The organism is Pseudoalteromonas sp. RWi3 (assembly GCF_054960735.1).
In genome coordinates this window covers 73,545-92,233 of the sequence record NZ_JBHNYL010000008.1, presented here as the reverse complement: position 1 = coordinate 92,233, position 18,689 = coordinate 73,545, and the positions used below count along the sequence as shown (strand labels likewise).

The window sequence follows — 18,689 nt, the reverse complement described above, 5'->3', positions numbered from 1 at the left end:
CGACTTGAGTACTAAAACTCGCCTTGAAACCACTTAGTAATGCGGTTCCACCAATTGTTATCACCTTCAGATTTCGACTTTTGTGCATTCATCGATTGCATTGTACGGCCGTATTGCAATAAGCCCACCGCCGTTGCATATGAAGGATCATCAACATAATCTGTTAAACCAACCATCCCGATTGGCTTACCTACTCTTACTGGCATTTGGAAAATATCTTCAGCTACTTCCATGGCGCCTGCCATTTTTGCACTGCCACCTGTAATAACAAGTCCAGCTGCAATTTGGTCTTCTAATCCTGAACGACGGATTTCTTCCATCGCCAGTTCAAATAATTCTCTAAAACGCGGCTCTACAACCTCAGATAACGTATGGCGCGACATCAATCTAGCTGGACGCCCACCTACACTAGGTACTTCAATTGTATCTTCACTACTAGCCATCTGGCTGCTTGCACATGCATATTGTACCTTGAGAGACTCAGCGTGTGATATCGGCGTGCGGAATATTTTTGCAATATCACCAGTAACCTGGTTACCCGCAACCGGAATAACGGCAGAGTGACGTAAAGCACCATTAATATAAATAGTGATATCCATTGTACCACCACCAATATCAAGTACCGCTACACCCAGCTCTTTTTCGTCATCTGTGAGAACAGAGTAACATGACGCCAGCGCTGTAAATATTAACTGGTCTACCTCTAAGCCACAGCGTTCAACACATTTCTCAATATTTTTAGCCATGTCATTTGAACACGTAATAATGTGAGCTCTGGCTTCCATTCGCACACCACTCATGCCCAGCGGGTTTTTAATCCCTTCTTGCATATCAATGCTGTACTCTTGCGGTAGCGCATGCAGCATCTTGCGCTCGGCCGATATTGGCACTGAACGGGCTATATGAATCACATTTTCAACATCTTCTTCTGTGACTTCGGTATTATTGATAGCAACAACGCCATTTTCATTTTGACATTGGATATGTTTACCTGAAATCCCCAAGTAAACAGAGCTAATACGGCAGTCTGCCATTAACTCAGCTTCATCAATTGCACGACGAATCGATTCAGACACTAAATTAAGGTCATTCACGCCGCCTTTATCCATACCGTGGGATACTTGGCTGCCAATTCCAACAATACTGAGCTTATTATCTGCGGTGATTTCACCAACCGTGGCCACCACTTTTGAGGTGCCAACGTCCAATCCAATCACTAGGTTTCTTTCTGCTGACTTAGTCATGCCTTACTCTTATTTTGTAATTGTGCTTCTTCCAGGAGCTTCCAGCTCACTGCAAGGCCGGTATCATACCGTAAATCCACTACGTCTACTTGTGCATCTGCACGCTTTTCCATACGTGGGTAGACATCTATAAATCGCTGTACCCGCTTTGCTTTTTCTTTTCGGCCTAAATTCAGGCGAATACCATTATCAAGCCAAAGCTGCCAAGAAAACCGTTCCGATAAAGCTAAACTCGTTAACTTTAATTGGTTTAAGCTCAGCATATCATCAAATTGTTGATAGGCTGTCCACGCTTCGTGCTCACTGCCTTCTGGGCCATATAACTGCGGTAACTTTTCATCAAGTTGTTCACTGTTTGCTTGGAATACCTGACCTTGCTTATTCAGCAACAGATCACTATTCCATACAGCAACCGCTTGATGTTCAACTACATACACCTGCAGTGTATCTGGCCACTGCTTTCTAACAGAAGCGGTTGCAACCCAAGGTAACTCTTGCACTAAATGCTGAACGTGGGTCACGTTCAAGTCAAAAAAGCTGGTTAAATCGGCCTTTTTTATTGCCATTATAATGGCTTTTTCATCCGTATACTTTGGTTCACCAAGCACTGCTAAATGCTTTATTTGCGCGTCTTTATTGTCCACCAGCCACTGCTGAACCCCACTGGTGATCCGCACTAAGCTAATCAGCACAATCAGAAAAAAACTAATGCCAAAAATCAGCGACCAATTAAGTTGCTGTTTTAACTGCGTTGCTTTTTCCAAAAGGGGATGCATTTTAAAGTGTTTGCTCCAAAATGCGAACAACTAATTGTTCAAAAGTTGCCCCGTTTGCTTTTGCGGCCATCGGCACCAATGATTTTTCTGTCATGCCTGGTACAGTATTAACTTCAAGCAAGTAAAAATTCCCTTGCTCATCTTGCATAGCATCAACCCTACCCCAGCCACTTGCGCCAACCAAATCAAATGCTTGCAAAGCTATGTCTTGCAATAGTTTGGTCTGTTCTCCAGATAAATCCGCAGGACAATGATATTGGGTTGTTGTTGATTGATACTTAGCTTGATAATCATAGAATCCATTCGGTGTAGTCATTTCAATCACGGGCTGTACGTCATTACCAAGCACTGTTACTGTAAATTCACGACCTGTTATCCATTGTTCTACTAACACTTGGTTATCAAACTTAAACGCTTCTGTTAGAGCTAATTCTAATTCTTGTGCTGTATTGGCTTGTGCCATACCAATACTCGAGCCCTCATGAGATGGCTTAACCATCACCTTCTTAAGCTCGCTCATAATTGCTTTAGTATCAAAACCTCGTTTGCTATCAACAACTGCGTATGGCGCTGTACTTAGCCCTGCTGATTTAAACAGGTGTTTACAACGAATTTTATCCATCGCTAATGCCGAACCTAAAACATTGCTTCCGGTGTAGGGTAAGCCCATAAACTCAAGGGCGCCTTGAATGGTACCATCTTCTCCACCACGGCCATGCAAAGCAATAAATACCCGGTCAACGCCAAGCTCTTTTAATTGCCACAATGGCTGCTCTTTTGGATCAAAAGCAATCGCATCAACACCTGCACCTTGCAAAGCACTCAATACTGCTTGACCCGATCTGATAGACACTTCACGCTCCGCTGAGTCGCCACCCAATAGCACTGCAACCTTGCCAAATTGTGTATTGAGTTGTGTCATACTTCTACCTGCTTTAAGTGTTCAATCGACAACTCTGTTGCCGCTAACTGTTTAACTAATTGACCTATATTACCAGCCCCTTGCGTTAAAACTAAGTCATTGTCTTGTAATATATTCGCTAATACGCCTGCAAGCTCTGAATTACTGGCTATGTGTAATGGCTCTTTGCCACGCTGACGTAAACTTCGGCATAAACTCTTGCTATCAGCGCCGATAATAGGCTCTTCACCTGCACTGTAAACATCTAGCAGTAATAGCTGGTCAACATCAGCAAGTACTTTAACAAAGTCCTCGTACAAATCACGGGTACGACTAAATCTATGCGGCTGGTAAATCATCACTAAACGCTTATCAGGCCACCCTTCACGTACTGCTGCAATGGTCGCAGCAACCTCTGACGGGTGGTGACCATAATCGTCAACGAGCATGACATTACCGCACTCATTTTCAAACGTACCATAGTGTTGGAAACGGCGACCAATCCCTTCAAACTTATCTAAGGCTTGTAAAATTGCTTGATCCGAAATATTTTGATCTTTTGCAACTGCAATAGCAGCTGTCGCATTTAACGCATTATGTATACCAGGCATATTCAGCTGAATCGTTAAATCATTACCTTGCTTGGTAAGTACCGTAAACGTACAGGTATTGCCTTGTTGGCTAAAGTTGAGCATACGGTAATCTGCATCAGCAGACTCACCATAGGTGATCACAGGTCGAGCAAATCGTGGAATTAGTTCTGCCGCAACGTCTGAATCAATACACACCACAGCTAAACCATAAAATGGCAGATTATGAATAAACTCCACATATGTGTCTTTCATCTTCTCTAAACTACCACCGTAGGTATCCATGTGATCTTCTTCGATGTTTGTGATCACGGAAACCATAGGTTGTAAATGCAAAAACGATGCATCGCTTTCATCGGCTTCTGCTATCAAAAAGTCACTTTTACCTACTTTTGCGTTACTGCCGGCACTATTAAGTAAGCCGCCAATAATAAATGTCGGATCGAGCCCTGCTTGGGCATAAATGCTGGCTATTAAGCTTGTTGTTGTGGTTTTACCGTGCGTGCCAGCAATCGCTATACCGTGGCGAAAACGCATTAATTCAGCAAGCATTTCAGCACGGCGCACAACCGGAATACGCGCAGCTTTCGCAGCTATAATTTCAGGGTTTGTTTCGTCAATAGCGCTTGAAACTACAACAACATTCGCATCCTTCACGTTACTTGCATGGTGGCCAATAAACACTTCAGCACCGGCTTTAATTAAACGCTCTGTCATAGCGCTATGAGCTATATCTGAGCCTGTAATACGGTAGCCTTCAAAAGCCAATACCTCAGCAATGCCGCCCATCCCGGCGCCACCGATACCAATAAAGTGGATAGTGTCGATTCGTCGCATTGCTGGTCGTGATGGATTATTTACGCCAACACTTTGTTTATTTAATTCGTTCACACAATTCTCTTTTTATCTGTTACTTGCTCACAGTGCTGTGCAACATGCGCTGTGGCATCAATGGTAGCTAACGCTTTTGCGCGCTGCGCCATCTGATCTATTAATTTTGGCTGTTCTAAATAAGGTCTCAAAGTATCGACAATATTTGCCTGGTTAAATTCCCCTTGCGGCATTAATAATGCAGCTTCAACAGCAACTAAAAATTGCGCATTTGCAGTTTGATGGTCATCAACTGCATGCGGGAATGGCACAAATAAAGCCATTTTTCCAGCAGCAGCAATTTCACTTACCGTGAGCGCTCCTGCACGGCAAATAACAATATCCGCCCAGCTATACGCGGCATCCATATCATCAATAAATTCAGCAGCCCTTACTTGCTCTGGGCTAAATGCATGCTCTTTATAGCCTTGAGTAACCCCATCGAGGTGACCTTTACCTGTTTGGTGCCAAACATTTATCTCGCTTATTTGAGATAATGCCTTAAAGGTCGAAGGCAGTGTGCTATTGAGCACCTGAGCCCCTAATGAACCACCCACAACTAATACGTTAATTGGGCTTGATGCATGTCGAACTGCGACCTTTGCCACACTTTGGCGAACAGGATTGCCAACCACTTCACTTTTGCCACTTTCAAATGCACTAGGAAATGCAGCAAGCACTTTATTTGCAAACTTTGCCAGCCACTTATTACTCATTCCAGCTACTGCATTTTGCTCATGGATCACTAATGGAATTCCTAAGCTTCGCGCTGCAACACCTGTAGGGCCGGTTACATAGCCTCCCATGGCTAAAACCACATCTGGGCTATGCTTTTTTAAAACTTTGCGCGCTTGCATGATGGCATTAATAACCATAAAAGGCGCTTTAATTAAGCGCTTTAAGCCGTTACCACGGACGCCTTTAACATTAATAAAATCAATCGCAATATCATGCTTAGGCACGACTTGCGCTTCCATTCTATCCGCGGTACCAATCCAACTTACCTGCCACCCCTCCTGTTTAAGGTATTGCGCAACAGCAATGCCAGGAAAAATATGTCCGCCCGTACCACCGGCAACGACGATTAACTTTTTACTCATCGCTTACCTCCTCGGGATGTTGCTTGTTTAGTTGCCATCTTTGTTTCAAAATCAACGCGGAATAAAATCCCCGCGGCAATGGTCATTATCAACAAGCTGGAACCACCATAAGATACAAAAGGTAACGTTAATCCTTTAGTAGGCAAAATGCCGGCACTGGCGCCCACATTTACCATGGTTTGAAATGCAAACCATATTCCTATTGCGAGTGAAAAATAGCCTTCGTATTCTTTGCCACACTTCAATGCTTGCTGGCCAATTAACAACGCTCTGAATACTAAAACACAAAAAACCGTTAAAATACTTAAAACGCCAACAAAGCCAAGCTCTTCACCTATAACAGCAAAAATAAAATCGTTATGCGCTTCGGGTAAATATTGTAACTTTTGTACGCTATTGCCTAGCCCTTGACCAAACCAGCCACCTTGGCCATACGCCATTAGAGATTGTACCAATTGATACCCTTTACCAAATGGGTCATCCCATGGCTCCAAAAAGCCAACCACACGTGCCATACGGTAAGGCTCAACAATAATTAACAATACAACTAAACCTATGCCCGTTAAAATTAACGCAAAGAACTGCCATAATTTAGCGCCAGCTAAAAACAATAAGCCCACGGTAGTGACAAACATCACAACAACCGTCCCTAAATCAGGTTGAAGTAAAATCAAGAGCGCATACACTGCAAATACCGCGATAGGTTTTGCAAAGCCTTTTATGTTTTCTTGTACCTCTGCACGTTTTCGCACAAGGTAACCGGCGATATAACTAAAAAAGTACAGCTTAGCAGCCTCAGCAACCTGAAAACCAATAGGGCCAACCGGTATCCAGCGCTTAGCGCCATTTACTTCTCGACCGACGATTAACACAATAACCAGTAGCACCATGCCCAATATTAATAAATAGGGGTTTGATCGCTTCCACCAGTCCATCGGCACACTGCATGCAATCCAAAAAAGCACAAAGCTCATGGCTAAAAACATGCTATGTCGAATAGTGATATGGTAAGGATTATCAAATAAGCGTTCTGCCGTTGGCATTGAGGCACTGGTAACCATCACAAAGCCAACGCCAATGAGCATGATCACGCAGTACAACAAAGGTACATCATACAGTTGTGCAGATTGCTTTGGGGTTAAAGCATCACGGATATCAGCCAGTGCGATCATAACTCACCCGAGTGAACGCACTCGACGAAATGTTCGCCACGCTGCATATAATTATTGTACATATCAATACTTGCACACGCTGGCGCCAATAAAACATAATCGCCGTATGTTGCTAATTGCTTTGCAAGATTCACAGCCTCTTGCATTGAGAGTGTTAAATGCCCTTTATCTGTTAATGCAACAAGCGCACGTGCATCTTTACCAAAACAAATCAGTGCTTTTACTTTATCTTGTAAATGAGGCTTGAGTGCATCTAAATCTGCGCCTTTGGCATCACCACCTGCGATCACAATTAATTGGTGTGCTTGCTCTGATAAACTATCAATAGCAGCAATGGTGGCACCGACATTCGTAGCTTTAGAGTCATTGAAATACTTTACCCCATGGCGTTCCGTAACATACTGACAACGATGAGCAAGCCCTCTAAATGCTGAAAAAGCGTTAGCAAATTGTACCGCTGAAATGTCAAATGGCTGCAATAATGCCATAACTGATAGCGCATTAAGTTGATTATGACTCCCCTCAACACTCAGGCTACTAACAGGCAAAATAGCTTTACCGTGAGCAGTAAAGTAAGGCTCACCGTTTAATGTTGATACACAATAATCCGCGTCAGATAGAGCAAAGCTCACTTGCGGGTTTACATCGGTATGAGTGGCTGAATCATTTTTGTTAACTACAGCCAATGCTGTATTGGTATAAATCGTTTGTTTAGAGTTTATATATGCTTGATAGCTAACATAACGGTCAAGGTGGTCTTCTGATACGTTTAGCACTGTAGCGCTGGTCGGTTTTAAGCTGGTCGAAGTATCGAGCTGAAAGCTTGAAAGTTCAAGTACATACACATCAAAGTCACCTACTAACAAATCAAGTACAGCAGTGCCAATATTACCGCCTAAGCCAACATTAAACCCTGCCGCTTTGAGTACATCATAGGCAAGAGTAACAACCGTTGATTTACCGTTAGAACCGGTCACCGCGACTACTGGTTTATCATTTAAACGCGCAAACAACTCTATATCACCAATCACTTCAACACCCGCTGAAATGGCGTCCGCCACTGCAGGTATTGTTAAACTAAGGCCTGGGCTGATAATTATAATATCGGCTGTTGATAAATTGGCACGGCCTAAATCACCAAAGTGAGTATCAAGCTCAGGTGCGTTGCTGTGTAACCAATCTATACCTGGGGGTGACTGACGGCTATCAACCACTGTTGGTGCAATATTATGAGACAATAAAAAACGCACAATGCCCAGACCGGTTACACCGAGTCCGAGCACTGTTATACGTTTATTTTGTATCTCGTTTAAATAGCTCATTTACCTAATCTTTAATGTTACTAATCCTGCCAGCACAAGTACGATCGATATAATCCAAAAACGTACAATAACGCGGGGTTCTGGCCAGCCTTTTAATTCATAGTGGTGATGAATTGGCGCCATTCTAAATATTCGCTGGCCTCTTAATTTATAGGAACCGACTTGTAAAATAACGGACAAGGCTTCCATAACAAATACACCGCCCATAATCACTAGAACTAACTCTTGGCGAACAAGTACAGCAATAATTCCCAGGGCACCACCTAGCGCTAATGAACCCACATCGCCCATAAATACTTGTGCTGGGTACGTGTTAAACCATAAAAAGCCAAGTCCAGCACCGACAATCGCAGTACAAACAACAACTAATTCACTTGCTAAAGGTAAATGCGGAATATGTAAATAAGCAGAGAAATTAACGTTACCTGTTAAATAAGCAATAATTGCCAAGGCCGCCGCCACTAAAATAGTCGGCACGATTGCTAGGCCATCTAAACCATCGGTTAAGTTCACCGCGTTCGATGTGCCCACCACAACAAAGTAAGTCATTACGATATAAAACAAACCTAATTGCGGTAATACATCTTTAAAAAATGGCACAACAAGCGAGGTTTCATTGGCGTGATTTGCGGTAAAAAACAAGGCACAAGCAACAACCAACGCTATCACTGATTGCCAAAAGTACTTCCACTTAGCAATTAGCCCTTTAGGGTCTTTACGAATAACCTTTCGGTAATCATCCACAAAACCAACAATACCCAGTGAGCCAATAACAAACAGCGTTGCCCATACATACTTGTTAGCTAAATCAGCCCATAATAATGTACTGGTAAAAATAGACGCTAAAATTAACAAGCCACCCATGGTTGGGGTGCCTTTTTTAGATAAGTGAGATTCAGGCCCATCATCGCGCACGACCTGACCAATTTGCATTTTTTGTAAACTACGTATCAGTTTAGGGCCAAAATACAAAGATATTAATAAGGCGGTTAAAATACCGAGTACAGCGCGTACTGTAAGGTAAGAAAATACATTAAATGCACTGTAATATTGGGTTAAATACTCTGCCAACCACACTAACATGTTGGTGCTCCATTACTGCCATTTTGCTGGCTGTTAACTAAATCTTGTACAAGTAATTCCATTCGAGAGCTGCGCGATCCTTTCACGACGATAGTGGTTTTTTGTGATTTCTCAGTTAACCGAGCCTGCAATTGCTGTAACAACTGTTCACGGCTGGAGAAGTGACGATTGGGCTTTTCAAATTCATCACTGGCGTACTTACTCAATACACCTAACGTGTAAAGCTCATCAATACCTTTTTGTTTTGCGTATTCACCCACTTGTTGATGATACATGCGAGCCTCTTCACCAAGCTCCCCCATATCACCAAAAGCTAAAATACGTTGACCTTCAATATCACTCAATAAGTCAATTGCGGCTTTTACAGACTGAACATTCGCGTTATAGGTATCATCGATTACAGTTAGCTTATCGCTTACTTTAATCATATTTACTCGCCCTTTGACTTCACCCATATTAGCAAGTGCATAAGCAGCACTTTTCAAGCTAACGCCAAACTCAGAGGTAAGCGCAGTTGCAATGAGTGCGTTCATTACATTATGTCGGCCAGGTAATGCTAGCTTTACTTTTACTCGCTCAGCAGCAGTGCAAATATAAAATGATGCGTGGGCTTGTTCATCAAGCGACACTTCCTCAGCCCATACATCAAGCTTTTGTGTGCTTGAAAGGCGTTTGATTTTTTCTTTAGGGAGTTTATCTAGCCAGGATTGACTAAATTCACTGTCGCAATTAACAATCGCAATTCCGCCAGATTTTAAGCCGTCGTAAATCTCACCTTTTGCTGTAGCAACGCCTTTGAGTGAACCAAACCCTTCAATATGAGCCGCCGCGACATTACAGACTACAGCCACATCCGGTTTAGTCATTGCTGCGGTATACGCTATTTCACCAATGTGATTAGCGCCCAGCTCAATAACTGCATATTGATGTTGCGGCTCTAATCTTAATAAGGTTAGAGGCACACCAATATCATTATTGAAATTGCCTTTTGTTGCCAGCACCTCACCGTGGCCGTCAAGAATTGCCGCACACATTTCTTTAACTGTGGTTTTACCGACGCTTCCTGTAATTGCGATAGTCTTAGGTGCAACACTCGCCATCACTGCAGCACCAACTTTACCAAGCGCTAAACGGGTATCAGCAACTAAAAACTGAGGAATATCTACATCTACTTTGCGGTGAACAATAGCGCCAATAGCGCCTTTACTTTTTGCTTGCTCTACAAATTTGTGACCATCGAAGTTAGGCCCTTGTAGCGCTAAAAACACCTCACCATCGCACAAAGTACGGGTATCGGTATTAATGTTCTTTATCGTTTTATTATCACTTGGGCTTTGCGTTGCTAACACGTTAGCAAGCCAATCAAAATCCATAGGGATCATAACTGCGATCCTCTTTTTTGTTTTTTTAAGGTGTGTTGTACAAATTTACGATCGCAGAAATCTATGCGCTGAGAACCGATAATTTGATAATCTTCATGGCCTTTACCGGCAATTAAAACAACTTCATTTTCTTTTGCGTTATTAATAGCAAACTCAATTGCAGCACCACGATCCGCTTCTAAATATGCGTGATGCGGATTATCCAACCCCGCTGCAACTTCTGTCATTACTTGCATTGGGTCTTCACTGCGAGGATTGTCACTGGTGATAATCACTTTATCTGCATTTTGTTCAGCAGCGCGTGCCATTATCGGTCGTTTACCTTTATCACGGTCGCCACCACAACCAAACACACAACTCACTCCGCCAGGAACATGTTGCTGTAGTGCTTGCAGTGCTAATGCGAGTGCATCAGGTGTATGTGCATAATCAACAATACACGTTGGTTGGCCTTGCTCACTGAAAGCCTGCATGCGCCCAGCAACCGGTTGTAAGCTAGCGCAACCTGCCGCCAAAGCTTCAAGCGGGTAACCTAAACCTAACAAGGTCGCAATGGCAGCGGCTAAGTTATACAAGTTAAATTCACCAAACAGTGGGCATTGTATCGCGATATCACCCCAACTTGTAGTTAACTGTGCCGAAATACCCGCTTTGTGGTAATTTACATCGGTAAAATATACAAACTTTGCACCGGCTGGCACCAAACCTTTACGGCCATAACAAATCAAGTTTGCAAAATCATATTGTTCTAACCATTGTTGGACTTGGTTGTCATCTTGGTTTAAAACAATCAATTGAGAATCAAAATCGCGAAATAGCATTAATTTAGCTTGTGCGTAACTGGCCATATCGCCATGGTAATCGAGGTGATCACGCGAAAGGTTAGTAAATACAGTCGCTTTAAATCGACTGCCCGATACACGGTGTTGCACTAATCCATGCGATGAAACTTCCATCGCCACCAGTTGCTTTTCCTGTGCCACAAGTTCAGATAAAATTCGTTGTACTTCGACACATGAAGGCGTGGTGTTTATCAATGGTGTTAACGAGTCTGGCTCGCCATATCCTAATGTACCAATAATTGCTGCAGGCTTTGCACAATAGTTGGCTAGGTGAGCTATCATTGCGGTAGTTGTAGATTTGCCATTGGTGCCAGTTACACCCACTAAATCTAGTTGTTTACTGGGCTTTCGATAAAAATGACTAGCTAGGGCTGGAAGCTTTTTATCCAAAGCTGATGTTAAGTATAATTGTTCAAAATCACTGTCAAACTCACATAAGCGATCTGCAATAACCGCTACAGCGCCGTTTTTAATCGCTTGATCTATAAATTGCCCGCCATCTAACTGATGGCCTTTAATAGCAACAAATACATCGCCCGGTTTTACATCGCGGCTATCTAAGCGCAGCTCATTTACCATCAAGCTCGTTGCATCTATTTCAATGTGTTTTAATATTGTGTGTAAATCACGCACCATCATCTTTGCCCTTCACGTAGGCCACAGAACCTTTATCTGGCGCTACGTTTAAAATTCGTAAGGAATTGGAAATTATTTCAGCAAATGCAGGTCCAGCCGTCGCACCGCCATAATAAACATCTCCACCGGGCTCATTGATTAACACTACAACAGCTAAACGTGGATTACTCGCAGGTGCTATGCCTGCAAAATAGCCAACATATTCGTCACCGTAACCGCCTACTGCCGCTTTTTTAGAAGTACCTGTTTTCCCAGCTGCACGATAACCGTCTACTTTGATACGGCTTGCAGTGCCTCCGTCTTCGAACACGCTTTCCATCATATGCACAACGGCTTCAACATCTTTTTGTTGAAATACCCGTTCCCCTTCAGGGATAGAGTCTTGCTTTAATACGGTGAGCGGTCTATTAACCCCCCCCGCACCTAACATGGCATAAAAGCGAGCCATTTGAGCAGTACTAACAGCAATATTATAACCGAATGATAGTGCGGCAATTTCATGATCAGACCAACGACGATTTGGGTAGAATAAACCACTACTTTCACCGACCATACCGGTTCCTGAATCAATACCAAAGCCTACTTTTTGATATAAACCTACAAAGTAATCTTTAGGTACGTCTTGGCTCACTTTCGTGACACCCATGTTACTTGAATACTTTAGAATATCCCGTAGCGTCATATCACCATGATTGCGCGTATCTTGAACTAAACTTCCACCTAATCGCATCCAGCCTGGGTAGGTATCAACGGTATCCTCCGGTTGGATTGTGCCGTAGTCTAATCCAGCTAAAATGGCCAGAGGCTTAACGGTTGAGCCTGGTTCAAACAAATCTGTAATCGCACGATTACGACGCTTATGAGGCGCTGCATCGGTTAGATTATTAGGATTAAAAGAGGGGCTGTTAACCATTGCCAGCACTTCACCGGTTTTCACATCAACTACCATGGCTGAGCCTGAGGTGGCTTTATAAGTCAAAACGGCTGATTTAACGGCTTTGTAAGCTATTGCTTGAATACGCTGATCAATGCTTAGCTGAATATTTTCAGGCTCTACTCGCTCTCTTTCATCTAGTACTTCAACCTCTCGGCCTCGCCCATCTTTACGAATTGTACGGCGACCTTCCTCACCCGTGAGAGCATTTTCATAGAGCTTTTCAATACCTTCAATGCCTTTACCATCGATATTAGTAAACCCTAATACATGGGCGGTCACTTCACCAGCAGGATAATAGCGCTTAGACTCATCAAGTAAATGAATCCCCGGTAAGCGTAAATCACCAATATAATTTGCAACAGCAGGGGTTACTTGGCGCTTAAGGTATACAAAACGTCGAGTTGCATCATCACGTAAGCGGCTGTTTATTTTTTTCGGTTCAATGCGTAATACATCGGCGAGTTCCCGCCAGCGTAAGTCATTTTTGTAATATAGCGCGACACGTTGATTAAGCAGGGCTTTATTTTCACTAAGCGCCTTTTGATCCTCGCCATTTTTGCGTGCCTGCCTAAGCACTTTTGCAACTAAAGATTTATGAAGGGCTTTTGGGTCTGCATACACACTAACCACAGGTACACTGACAGCTAGCTCTTTACCATGACGGTCAAAAATCATTCCTCGCTGAACATGCAGTTTTTCAACTCTCACCGTGCGTTTATTACTTTCAGAGCGTGCTTTATCAGGCTCAATAACCTGAAGATAAGCAGCACGAGACATCAAAGTTACAAAAACAAGCAGCACAACAGAGCACACCAGCATAAAACGCCATGTGATCAAACTATTTACTGGTTTTTTCGCTCTGCTTCTCATGGCAGTGTTATCACCTGTTCATCTTGGCTTGTTGGGCGTTTCATTTTTAGCTGCATAATCGCAATTTCTTCGATACGCGCATGCTGCGAATAAAATTCTTCCTCAACAAGCAAATAGCGCCACTCAAGGTCAAGTTCATCTCGCTCTTGTAGCAATTCATCTTGCTCTATCAACTCTTGCCGAGCGAGGTGGGTAATTTGCACCACACTCAAACTAGATGCGAATATCACAACCAACAAGGCCGAGGTTAGCTTATTTGCTCCTAGGCCTTTTAAAATTTCTAAAAATAAGTTGGGCTGGCGATGATTCGCTTTTGGTTTCATCCCAACCTCTGTGCAACCCTAAGCACTGAACTACGCGAACGTGGATTACGCTCAATTTCATCTTGGCTTGGCTTGATAGCTTTACCCACTGCTTTTAACGTCAGATTTTTATTTATTTGTGCATCTGTTAAAGGCAGACCTCTGGGTAATGCTGCTCCCTTACTCTGTTTTTTAATAAATTGCTTAACGATACGATCTTCTAGTGAATGAAACGAAATAACTACTAATCGACCACCAGGCTTCAAAACATCAATAGATGCTTGTAATGCTGTTTGAATCTCTTCTAATTCACTGTTGATATAAATTCTAATAGCTTGAAAAGTACGTGTTGCAGGGTGCTTAAACTTATCCTTCACTGGCACAGCTTCGTCAACTAAATCAGCCAGTTGCTTTGTTGTTGTAATCGGTGTGTGCTCACGTACTTCGAGTACTTTGTGCGCAATACGGCGACCAAATTTTTCTTCACCATACGTTTTTATAACGTGAGTAATATCTTCAAGTTCGGCCTCAGCAAGCCATTGCGCCGCGCTACGACCGCTGGTTGGATCCATGCGCATATCTAATGGACCATCTTTCATAAAACTAAAACCACGATCTGCATCATCAAGCTGTGGTGATGACACCCCAATATCTAATAAAATGCCATCGACTTTACCCAACAGATCGTTTTGCTGTGCAACCTCGTATATATTTGAAAACCGAGTGTGAGCAATAGCAAATCGGCTGTCATCGGCAAATTTTTCAGCTGCTTTTATAGCTTGTGGGTCTTGGTCAATTGCCTGCAGGCGACCAGTATCACTTAATCGCGCAAGTATTTGCCCTGAATGTCCGCCACGGCCAAATGTACCATCCATGTAAATGCCGTCTGGCTGAATTGCGAGAGCATCGATGGTTTCGTCCATAAGCACGGAAATGTGTTCAAATTGCGCTGTCATTAGTTATTAATTGCCTTTTTTATTAGCTACTCAAAGTGAGAAGTTGTCTAGATCCGGGCTTGATTCAAAATCACCGAGCATTTCAATTTCGGTGTCTTGACGCATCTGTTCATTCCAGCGCTCTTCATCCCAGATCTCAAATTTATTCATTAACCCAACTAACATTATCTTTTTGCCTAAATCAGCATGAGCACGTAATGACGGCGCCAGCAAAATTCGGCCATTTTTGTCGAGTTGGTATTCTGTTGCATTCCCTAATAACATGCGCTGCATGCGCCTAGCTCGTGGATTCATATTAGAAATTTTCGCAAGGCGTTGTTCTATATCTTGCCACTGAGCAAGCGGATACAACCATAAACAAGGCTCATTCAACGCGATGGTACAAATCACAGTGCCCATATCTTCAGACAGCAGCTCGTTTCGATACTTGGTTGGTACCGCAAAGCGTCCTTTGTCATCCATACTGAGCGAACTCGCACCGCGAAACATAAAAGCCTACAGAAAATTTTGTTGTTAACTGGCTAAAATTAGTTTTGATCCAATTTGATCCACTAAAAACCACTTTTTACCACAGTGCTCCAGTTTAGGGCTTGACAAGCCATTTTGTCAAGTCAGCAAAACTCTATAGTTGACTGTGCAAGCCAGAAAAAATAAGGCCTCGCACAAAGCTACTGAATTATGTGGGAAAAAGTGGAATACAATAAAAAAATATTTTTTTCTACTGATCAAGCTAACTAAGGCTCAACGACTGGTTACTGAATAAACGATGAATAATTACAAATAATCAACTTCATTAACGTACCGATTTTATCTGTTGTAAAGATTACTTAATCGACCTGTAATTATTACTGTTAAAAGTTAAATAAATATTAGCAGCCTCACAACAAAAAACCATAAGTCACTGAATGTAAATAATTTAGTTTTTTGGTATGGAAACTGCTGGTAATTAGTCACACTTGTTTTTAATTATTTAAGGAAGGAATATTATGGCTACAGCAGCTACAAACTCAAAAGCGTCAGTTTCAACTAACAGTAAAGTTGATCCTACTTTACCAACAAGCGAAGCTCCGCTCACAGAAAAAGCAACTTCTGCTGCACACAGCGCAGTTGACGCTTTATCAACAAGAGCCGCAACCGCAGAACAAAGTATTCGTGAAGGTGCTACTAGCTCTGCTGAAACGTTATCAGAAAAGCAGCAAATTGCCCGTGAAAAAATCACACAGTACAGTGGTAAAACACGCCAACTAGCCTCTGAGAATCCGCTTGCAACAGCAGGAATCGCATTTGCTGCAGGCATGTTAGTTACTGCATTATTCAACCGTAAGTAAGCTTAATCATGTCTCATTCTCAACACGCAAGTGAGAAACAGCAACATGCCACTGATCAATCTGATACGGCTGATCAGTGGCAAGTTCATCTCGAAAAGATTTCAGACTATTCCAAGCAGCTTTATAGCGATTACAACGCACAAGCAAAAACCTGTAAAAACATTGCTGCTGCCGAATGGCATCTCTCAACACGCTCACTAGCGCTTACTGTTATTTTGTTGGTATGTTTTGCCGGCGGGTTGGTGCTACTTTGGGCTGGGTTACTTGCAACAATAGGCATTGCTATTTTCGCCTTCAGCGAATCTTTATGGTTAACAGCGGGTTCTTTGATTGCATTACAGCTGCTTTGTCTTACTTGGCTTTGGAAAAACATAGGGTATATCAGCGGTAAAATCGGGTTCGATAAATCGCTCCGCAGTCTTCGTCAGCTATTAAATATTAATAAGGATGACTCATGATCATTGATTACTTCATCAATAAGCCACAGCGAAGGGTGGAAAAACTCACTGAAAAGATGGATTTGCGCGATGAACTTAAGCGTCAACATCATCAAGCATTAAACTACCGACTAAAACGCTTCGCAGTTACCAACGTCGGAATTGCAAGTGCATTTACAGCAGGAATGGGCTATCAAGCATTGCAAAACAATGATTCAAACAAAAGCAAACTGAGTAAACTCAGTAAATTCACCTGGCTTTTAAGGTTACTTTAATATGATCCGAATCATTTAAACACACAATTTAGCTTCTCATTTTTGCTCAATTTTATTATCGTAAAGCGATTACGATAGTAAGTGAGTCTTAAAAGTGAAAAAGCGCATTGTATTAACAGGGGGTCCTGGCGGTGGGAAAACAACTGCTATTGATTTATTACGCCGAGAGTTCTCCAAACAAATAGTTGTAGTCCCTGAGTCCGCAACCATGTTATTTTCTGGCGGCATAAAACGAAACGATTCTCCACAACTTATAAATGCACATCAGCAAGCCATTTTTAACCTGCAAAAGCACCTAGAACATATTCAACGCACTGAACATCCTGACCGATTAATGCTCTGTGATCGCGGTAGTTTAGACGGTCTAGCTTATTGGCCTGGCGAAGCTAACGCTTTTTTTGATTGTCTCAAAACAGATTTGCAAACAGAGCTTACTCAATATGATGCCGTTATTTTTTTTGAAACGGCCGCTAAATCAGGGCAAAGCATCCATAGTAATAACCCGGTGCGAAACGAATCTGACAAACAAGCCATACTACTCGATGACAAACTACAAGAAATCTGGTCTCAACACCCTAACTTCAACTTAGTTAAAAGCTCAGAATCTTTTATTCAAAAAGTGATGTTTGGCATCGAAACCATTAAAAAAGTAATGAAAAGTTACAATTGATTTAAAGCCACACAACTTAACCTCTATTATGTGGCTTTAGATAATCAATATTAGGGCCGTTTGGTACAATCTGCGTTGGATTAATCATTGTATGGCTAAAATAGTAATGTCGCTTAATATGATAAAAATCAACCGTTTTCCTCACAGAAGCAATTTGATATAGCTCGCGCAGGTAATTGCTCATTGCAGGGTAACTTTCAATGGTGCGTAAATTACATTTAAAGTGACCAACATACACACTATCAAATCGGATTAGAGTCGTGAATAAACGCCAATCAGCTTCAGTGAGCGTATCCCCCACTAAATAACGGTTTTTTTCTAAGCGGGTTTCTATGTTATCAAGCGCACTAAATAAGTTATCAAATGCGTCGTTGTATGCCTGCTGCGTCGTAGCAAACCCAGCTCTATATACCCCATTATTGATGTTGTGATAAACAAAGTCGTTTATTTCGTCTATTTGCGAGCGCAATTCATGCGGATAAAAATCCAAGGTATTGCCAGTTAAAGTATCAAAGGCTGAATTAAACATACGAATAATCTCAGCAGATTCATTACTAACAATCCGATTAGTTTTTTTATCCCACAATACAGGAACAGTTACTCGCCCAGAGTAATCAGCTTTATGTAAAGCATAAATTTGATGCATATAAGCTTTATCAAATAAATCATCTCCTGAACTGTGGTTAGATTTATCAAACGTCCAGCCATGTTCAAGCATATCAGGACTGACCACCGACACACTAATATAGTCTTCGAGCCCTTTTAAATGACGAAATATAAGCGTACGGTGTGCCCATGGACACGCCAGTGACACATACAAATGATAACGCCCTTTTTCAGCTTTAAAGCCAGCCTCCCCTGTTTTTCCAGCACCGCCATCAGGCGTCACCCAATTGCGTAGTTGAGCTGCTTCACGTTTAAATTCACCTTGGTTGTTATCAGTGTCATACCATTTATCATGCCACTGACCATCGACAAGTAAGCCCATAATAATCT

Annotated in this window: 19 protein-coding genes; 4 read left to right on the top strand and 15 right to left on the bottom strand. The window is 42.3% G+C overall.

Features of this window, described 5'->3' with window-relative positions:
• Positions 1-11 precede the first annotated feature (11 nt).
• Genes ftsA through mraZ form a run of 14 tightly spaced genes read right to left on the bottom strand, consistent with a single transcriptional unit; the run spans position 12 to position 15,472 of the window.
• A complete protein-coding gene (gene ftsA / locus ACFI4Z_RS12030; protein ID WP_462670796.1) occupies positions 12-1,244 on the bottom strand; it encodes a cell division protein FtsA in 1,233 nt (410 codons plus the stop codon).
• On the bottom strand, positions 1,241-2,020 hold the full coding sequence (locus ACFI4Z_RS12025) for a cell division protein FtsQ/DivIB (protein WP_462670795.1): 780 nt from the start codon (positions 2,018-2,020) through the stop codon (positions 1,241-1,243). Before ACFI4Z_RS12025 ends, ftsA begins: the two co-directional genes overlap by 4 nt.
• Before the next feature lies 1 nt (position 2,021).
• The gene (locus tag ACFI4Z_RS12020) at positions 2,022-2,942 is read right to left on the bottom strand and encodes a D-alanine--D-alanine ligase (RefSeq protein WP_462670794.1); all 921 of its coding nucleotides are present in this window, start codon (positions 2,940-2,942) and stop codon (positions 2,022-2,024) included.
• Entirely contained in the window at positions 2,939-4,348 is a 1,410-nt protein-coding gene (gene murC, locus ACFI4Z_RS12015) for a UDP-N-acetylmuramate--L-alanine ligase (protein WP_462670866.1), read from the bottom strand. The genes ACFI4Z_RS12020 and murC overlap by 4 nt, the downstream gene beginning before the upstream one ends.
• Positions 4,349-4,398: 50 nt before the next feature.
• Positions 4,399-5,481 carry an undecaprenyldiphospho-muramoylpentapeptide beta-N-acetylglucosaminyltransferase gene (murG, locus tag ACFI4Z_RS12010; protein ID WP_462670793.1) on the bottom strand — a complete coding sequence of 361 codons (1,083 nt, stop codon included), beginning with the start codon at positions 5,479-5,481 and terminating at the stop codon, positions 4,399-4,401.
• A complete protein-coding gene (gene ftsW, locus ACFI4Z_RS12005) occupies positions 5,478-6,653 on the bottom strand; it encodes a cell division protein FtsW (RefSeq protein WP_462670792.1) in 1,176 nt (391 codons plus the stop codon). The genes murG and ftsW overlap by 4 nt, the downstream gene beginning before the upstream one ends.
• Positions 6,650-7,975 (bottom strand): UDP-N-acetylmuramoyl-L-alanine--D-glutamate ligase, encoded by a 1,326-nt coding sequence (gene murD / locus ACFI4Z_RS12000; RefSeq protein WP_462670791.1) that lies wholly within the window; start codon positions 7,973-7,975, stop codon positions 6,650-6,652. The genes ftsW and murD overlap by 4 nt, the downstream gene beginning before the upstream one ends.
• Entirely contained in the window at positions 7,976-9,058 is a 1,083-nt protein-coding gene (gene mraY, locus ACFI4Z_RS11995; protein ID WP_099296164.1) for a phospho-N-acetylmuramoyl-pentapeptide-transferase, read from the bottom strand.
• On the bottom strand, positions 9,052-10,440 hold the full coding sequence (locus ACFI4Z_RS11990; RefSeq protein WP_462670790.1) for a UDP-N-acetylmuramoyl-tripeptide--D-alanyl-D-alanine ligase: 1,389 nt from the start codon (positions 10,438-10,440) through the stop codon (positions 9,052-9,054). Before ACFI4Z_RS11990 ends, mraY begins: the two co-directional genes overlap by 7 nt.
• Positions 10,437-11,915: a UDP-N-acetylmuramoyl-L-alanyl-D-glutamate--2,6-diaminopimelate ligase gene (murE, locus tag ACFI4Z_RS11985; protein WP_462670865.1), complete on the bottom strand. Its 1,479-nt coding sequence runs from the start codon at positions 11,913-11,915 to the stop codon at positions 10,437-10,439. The genes ACFI4Z_RS11990 and murE overlap by 4 nt, the downstream gene beginning before the upstream one ends.
• Positions 11,908-13,725 carry a penicillin-binding transpeptidase domain-containing protein gene (locus ACFI4Z_RS11980; RefSeq protein WP_394193808.1) on the bottom strand — a complete coding sequence of 606 codons (1,818 nt, stop codon included), beginning with the start codon at positions 13,723-13,725 and terminating at the stop codon, positions 11,908-11,910. The genes murE and ACFI4Z_RS11980 overlap by 8 nt, the downstream gene beginning before the upstream one ends.
• Positions 13,722-14,048, bottom strand: coding sequence for a cell division protein FtsL (gene ftsL / locus ACFI4Z_RS11975; RefSeq protein WP_099296160.1), 327 nt, complete (start codon positions 14,046-14,048; stop codon positions 13,722-13,724). The genes ACFI4Z_RS11980 and ftsL overlap by 4 nt, the downstream gene beginning before the upstream one ends.
• Positions 14,045-14,983, bottom strand: a complete 939-nt coding sequence (gene rsmH, locus ACFI4Z_RS11970; protein ID WP_462670789.1) for a 16S rRNA (cytosine(1402)-N(4))-methyltransferase RsmH — start codon at positions 14,981-14,983, stop codon at positions 14,045-14,047. Before rsmH ends, ftsL begins: the two co-directional genes overlap by 4 nt.
• 30 nt (positions 14,984-15,013) lie before the next feature.
• The gene (gene mraZ, locus ACFI4Z_RS11965) at positions 15,014-15,472 is read right to left on the bottom strand and encodes a division/cell wall cluster transcriptional repressor MraZ (protein WP_462670788.1); all 459 of its coding nucleotides are present in this window, start codon (positions 15,470-15,472) and stop codon (positions 15,014-15,016) included.
• 497 nt (positions 15,473-15,969) lie between these two features.
• Here mraZ and ACFI4Z_RS11960 point away from each other — a divergent pair, with 497 nt between their 5' ends.
• From ACFI4Z_RS11960 to ACFI4Z_RS11945, 4 genes are all read left to right on the top strand, one after another.
• Positions 15,970-16,311: a DUF883 domain-containing protein gene (locus ACFI4Z_RS11960; protein WP_099296157.1), complete on the top strand. Its 342-nt coding sequence runs from the start codon at positions 15,970-15,972 to the stop codon at positions 16,309-16,311.
• Between the two features lie 8 nt (positions 16,312-16,319).
• Positions 16,320-16,769: a hypothetical protein gene (locus ACFI4Z_RS11955; protein WP_462670787.1), complete on the top strand. Its 450-nt coding sequence runs from the start codon at positions 16,320-16,322 to the stop codon at positions 16,767-16,769.
• Positions 16,766-17,023 carry a hypothetical protein gene (locus ACFI4Z_RS11950; protein ID WP_462670786.1) on the top strand — a complete coding sequence of 86 codons (258 nt, stop codon included), beginning with the start codon at positions 16,766-16,768 and terminating at the stop codon, positions 17,021-17,023. The genes ACFI4Z_RS11955 and ACFI4Z_RS11950 overlap by 4 nt, the downstream gene beginning before the upstream one ends.
• A 94-nt stretch (positions 17,024-17,117) precedes the next feature.
• Positions 17,118-17,693 (top strand): AAA family ATPase, encoded by a 576-nt coding sequence (locus tag ACFI4Z_RS11945; protein WP_462670785.1) that lies wholly within the window; start codon positions 17,118-17,120, stop codon positions 17,691-17,693.
• A 16-nt stretch (positions 17,694-17,709) separates the two neighbouring features.
• On the opposite strand, the gene ACFI4Z_RS11940 is transcribed toward ACFI4Z_RS11945, so the two are convergent.
• Entirely contained in the window at positions 17,710-18,681 is a 972-nt protein-coding gene (locus ACFI4Z_RS11940) for a glutathione S-transferase family protein (protein WP_462670784.1), read from the bottom strand.
• Between the last annotated feature and the right edge of the window lie 8 nt (positions 18,682-18,689).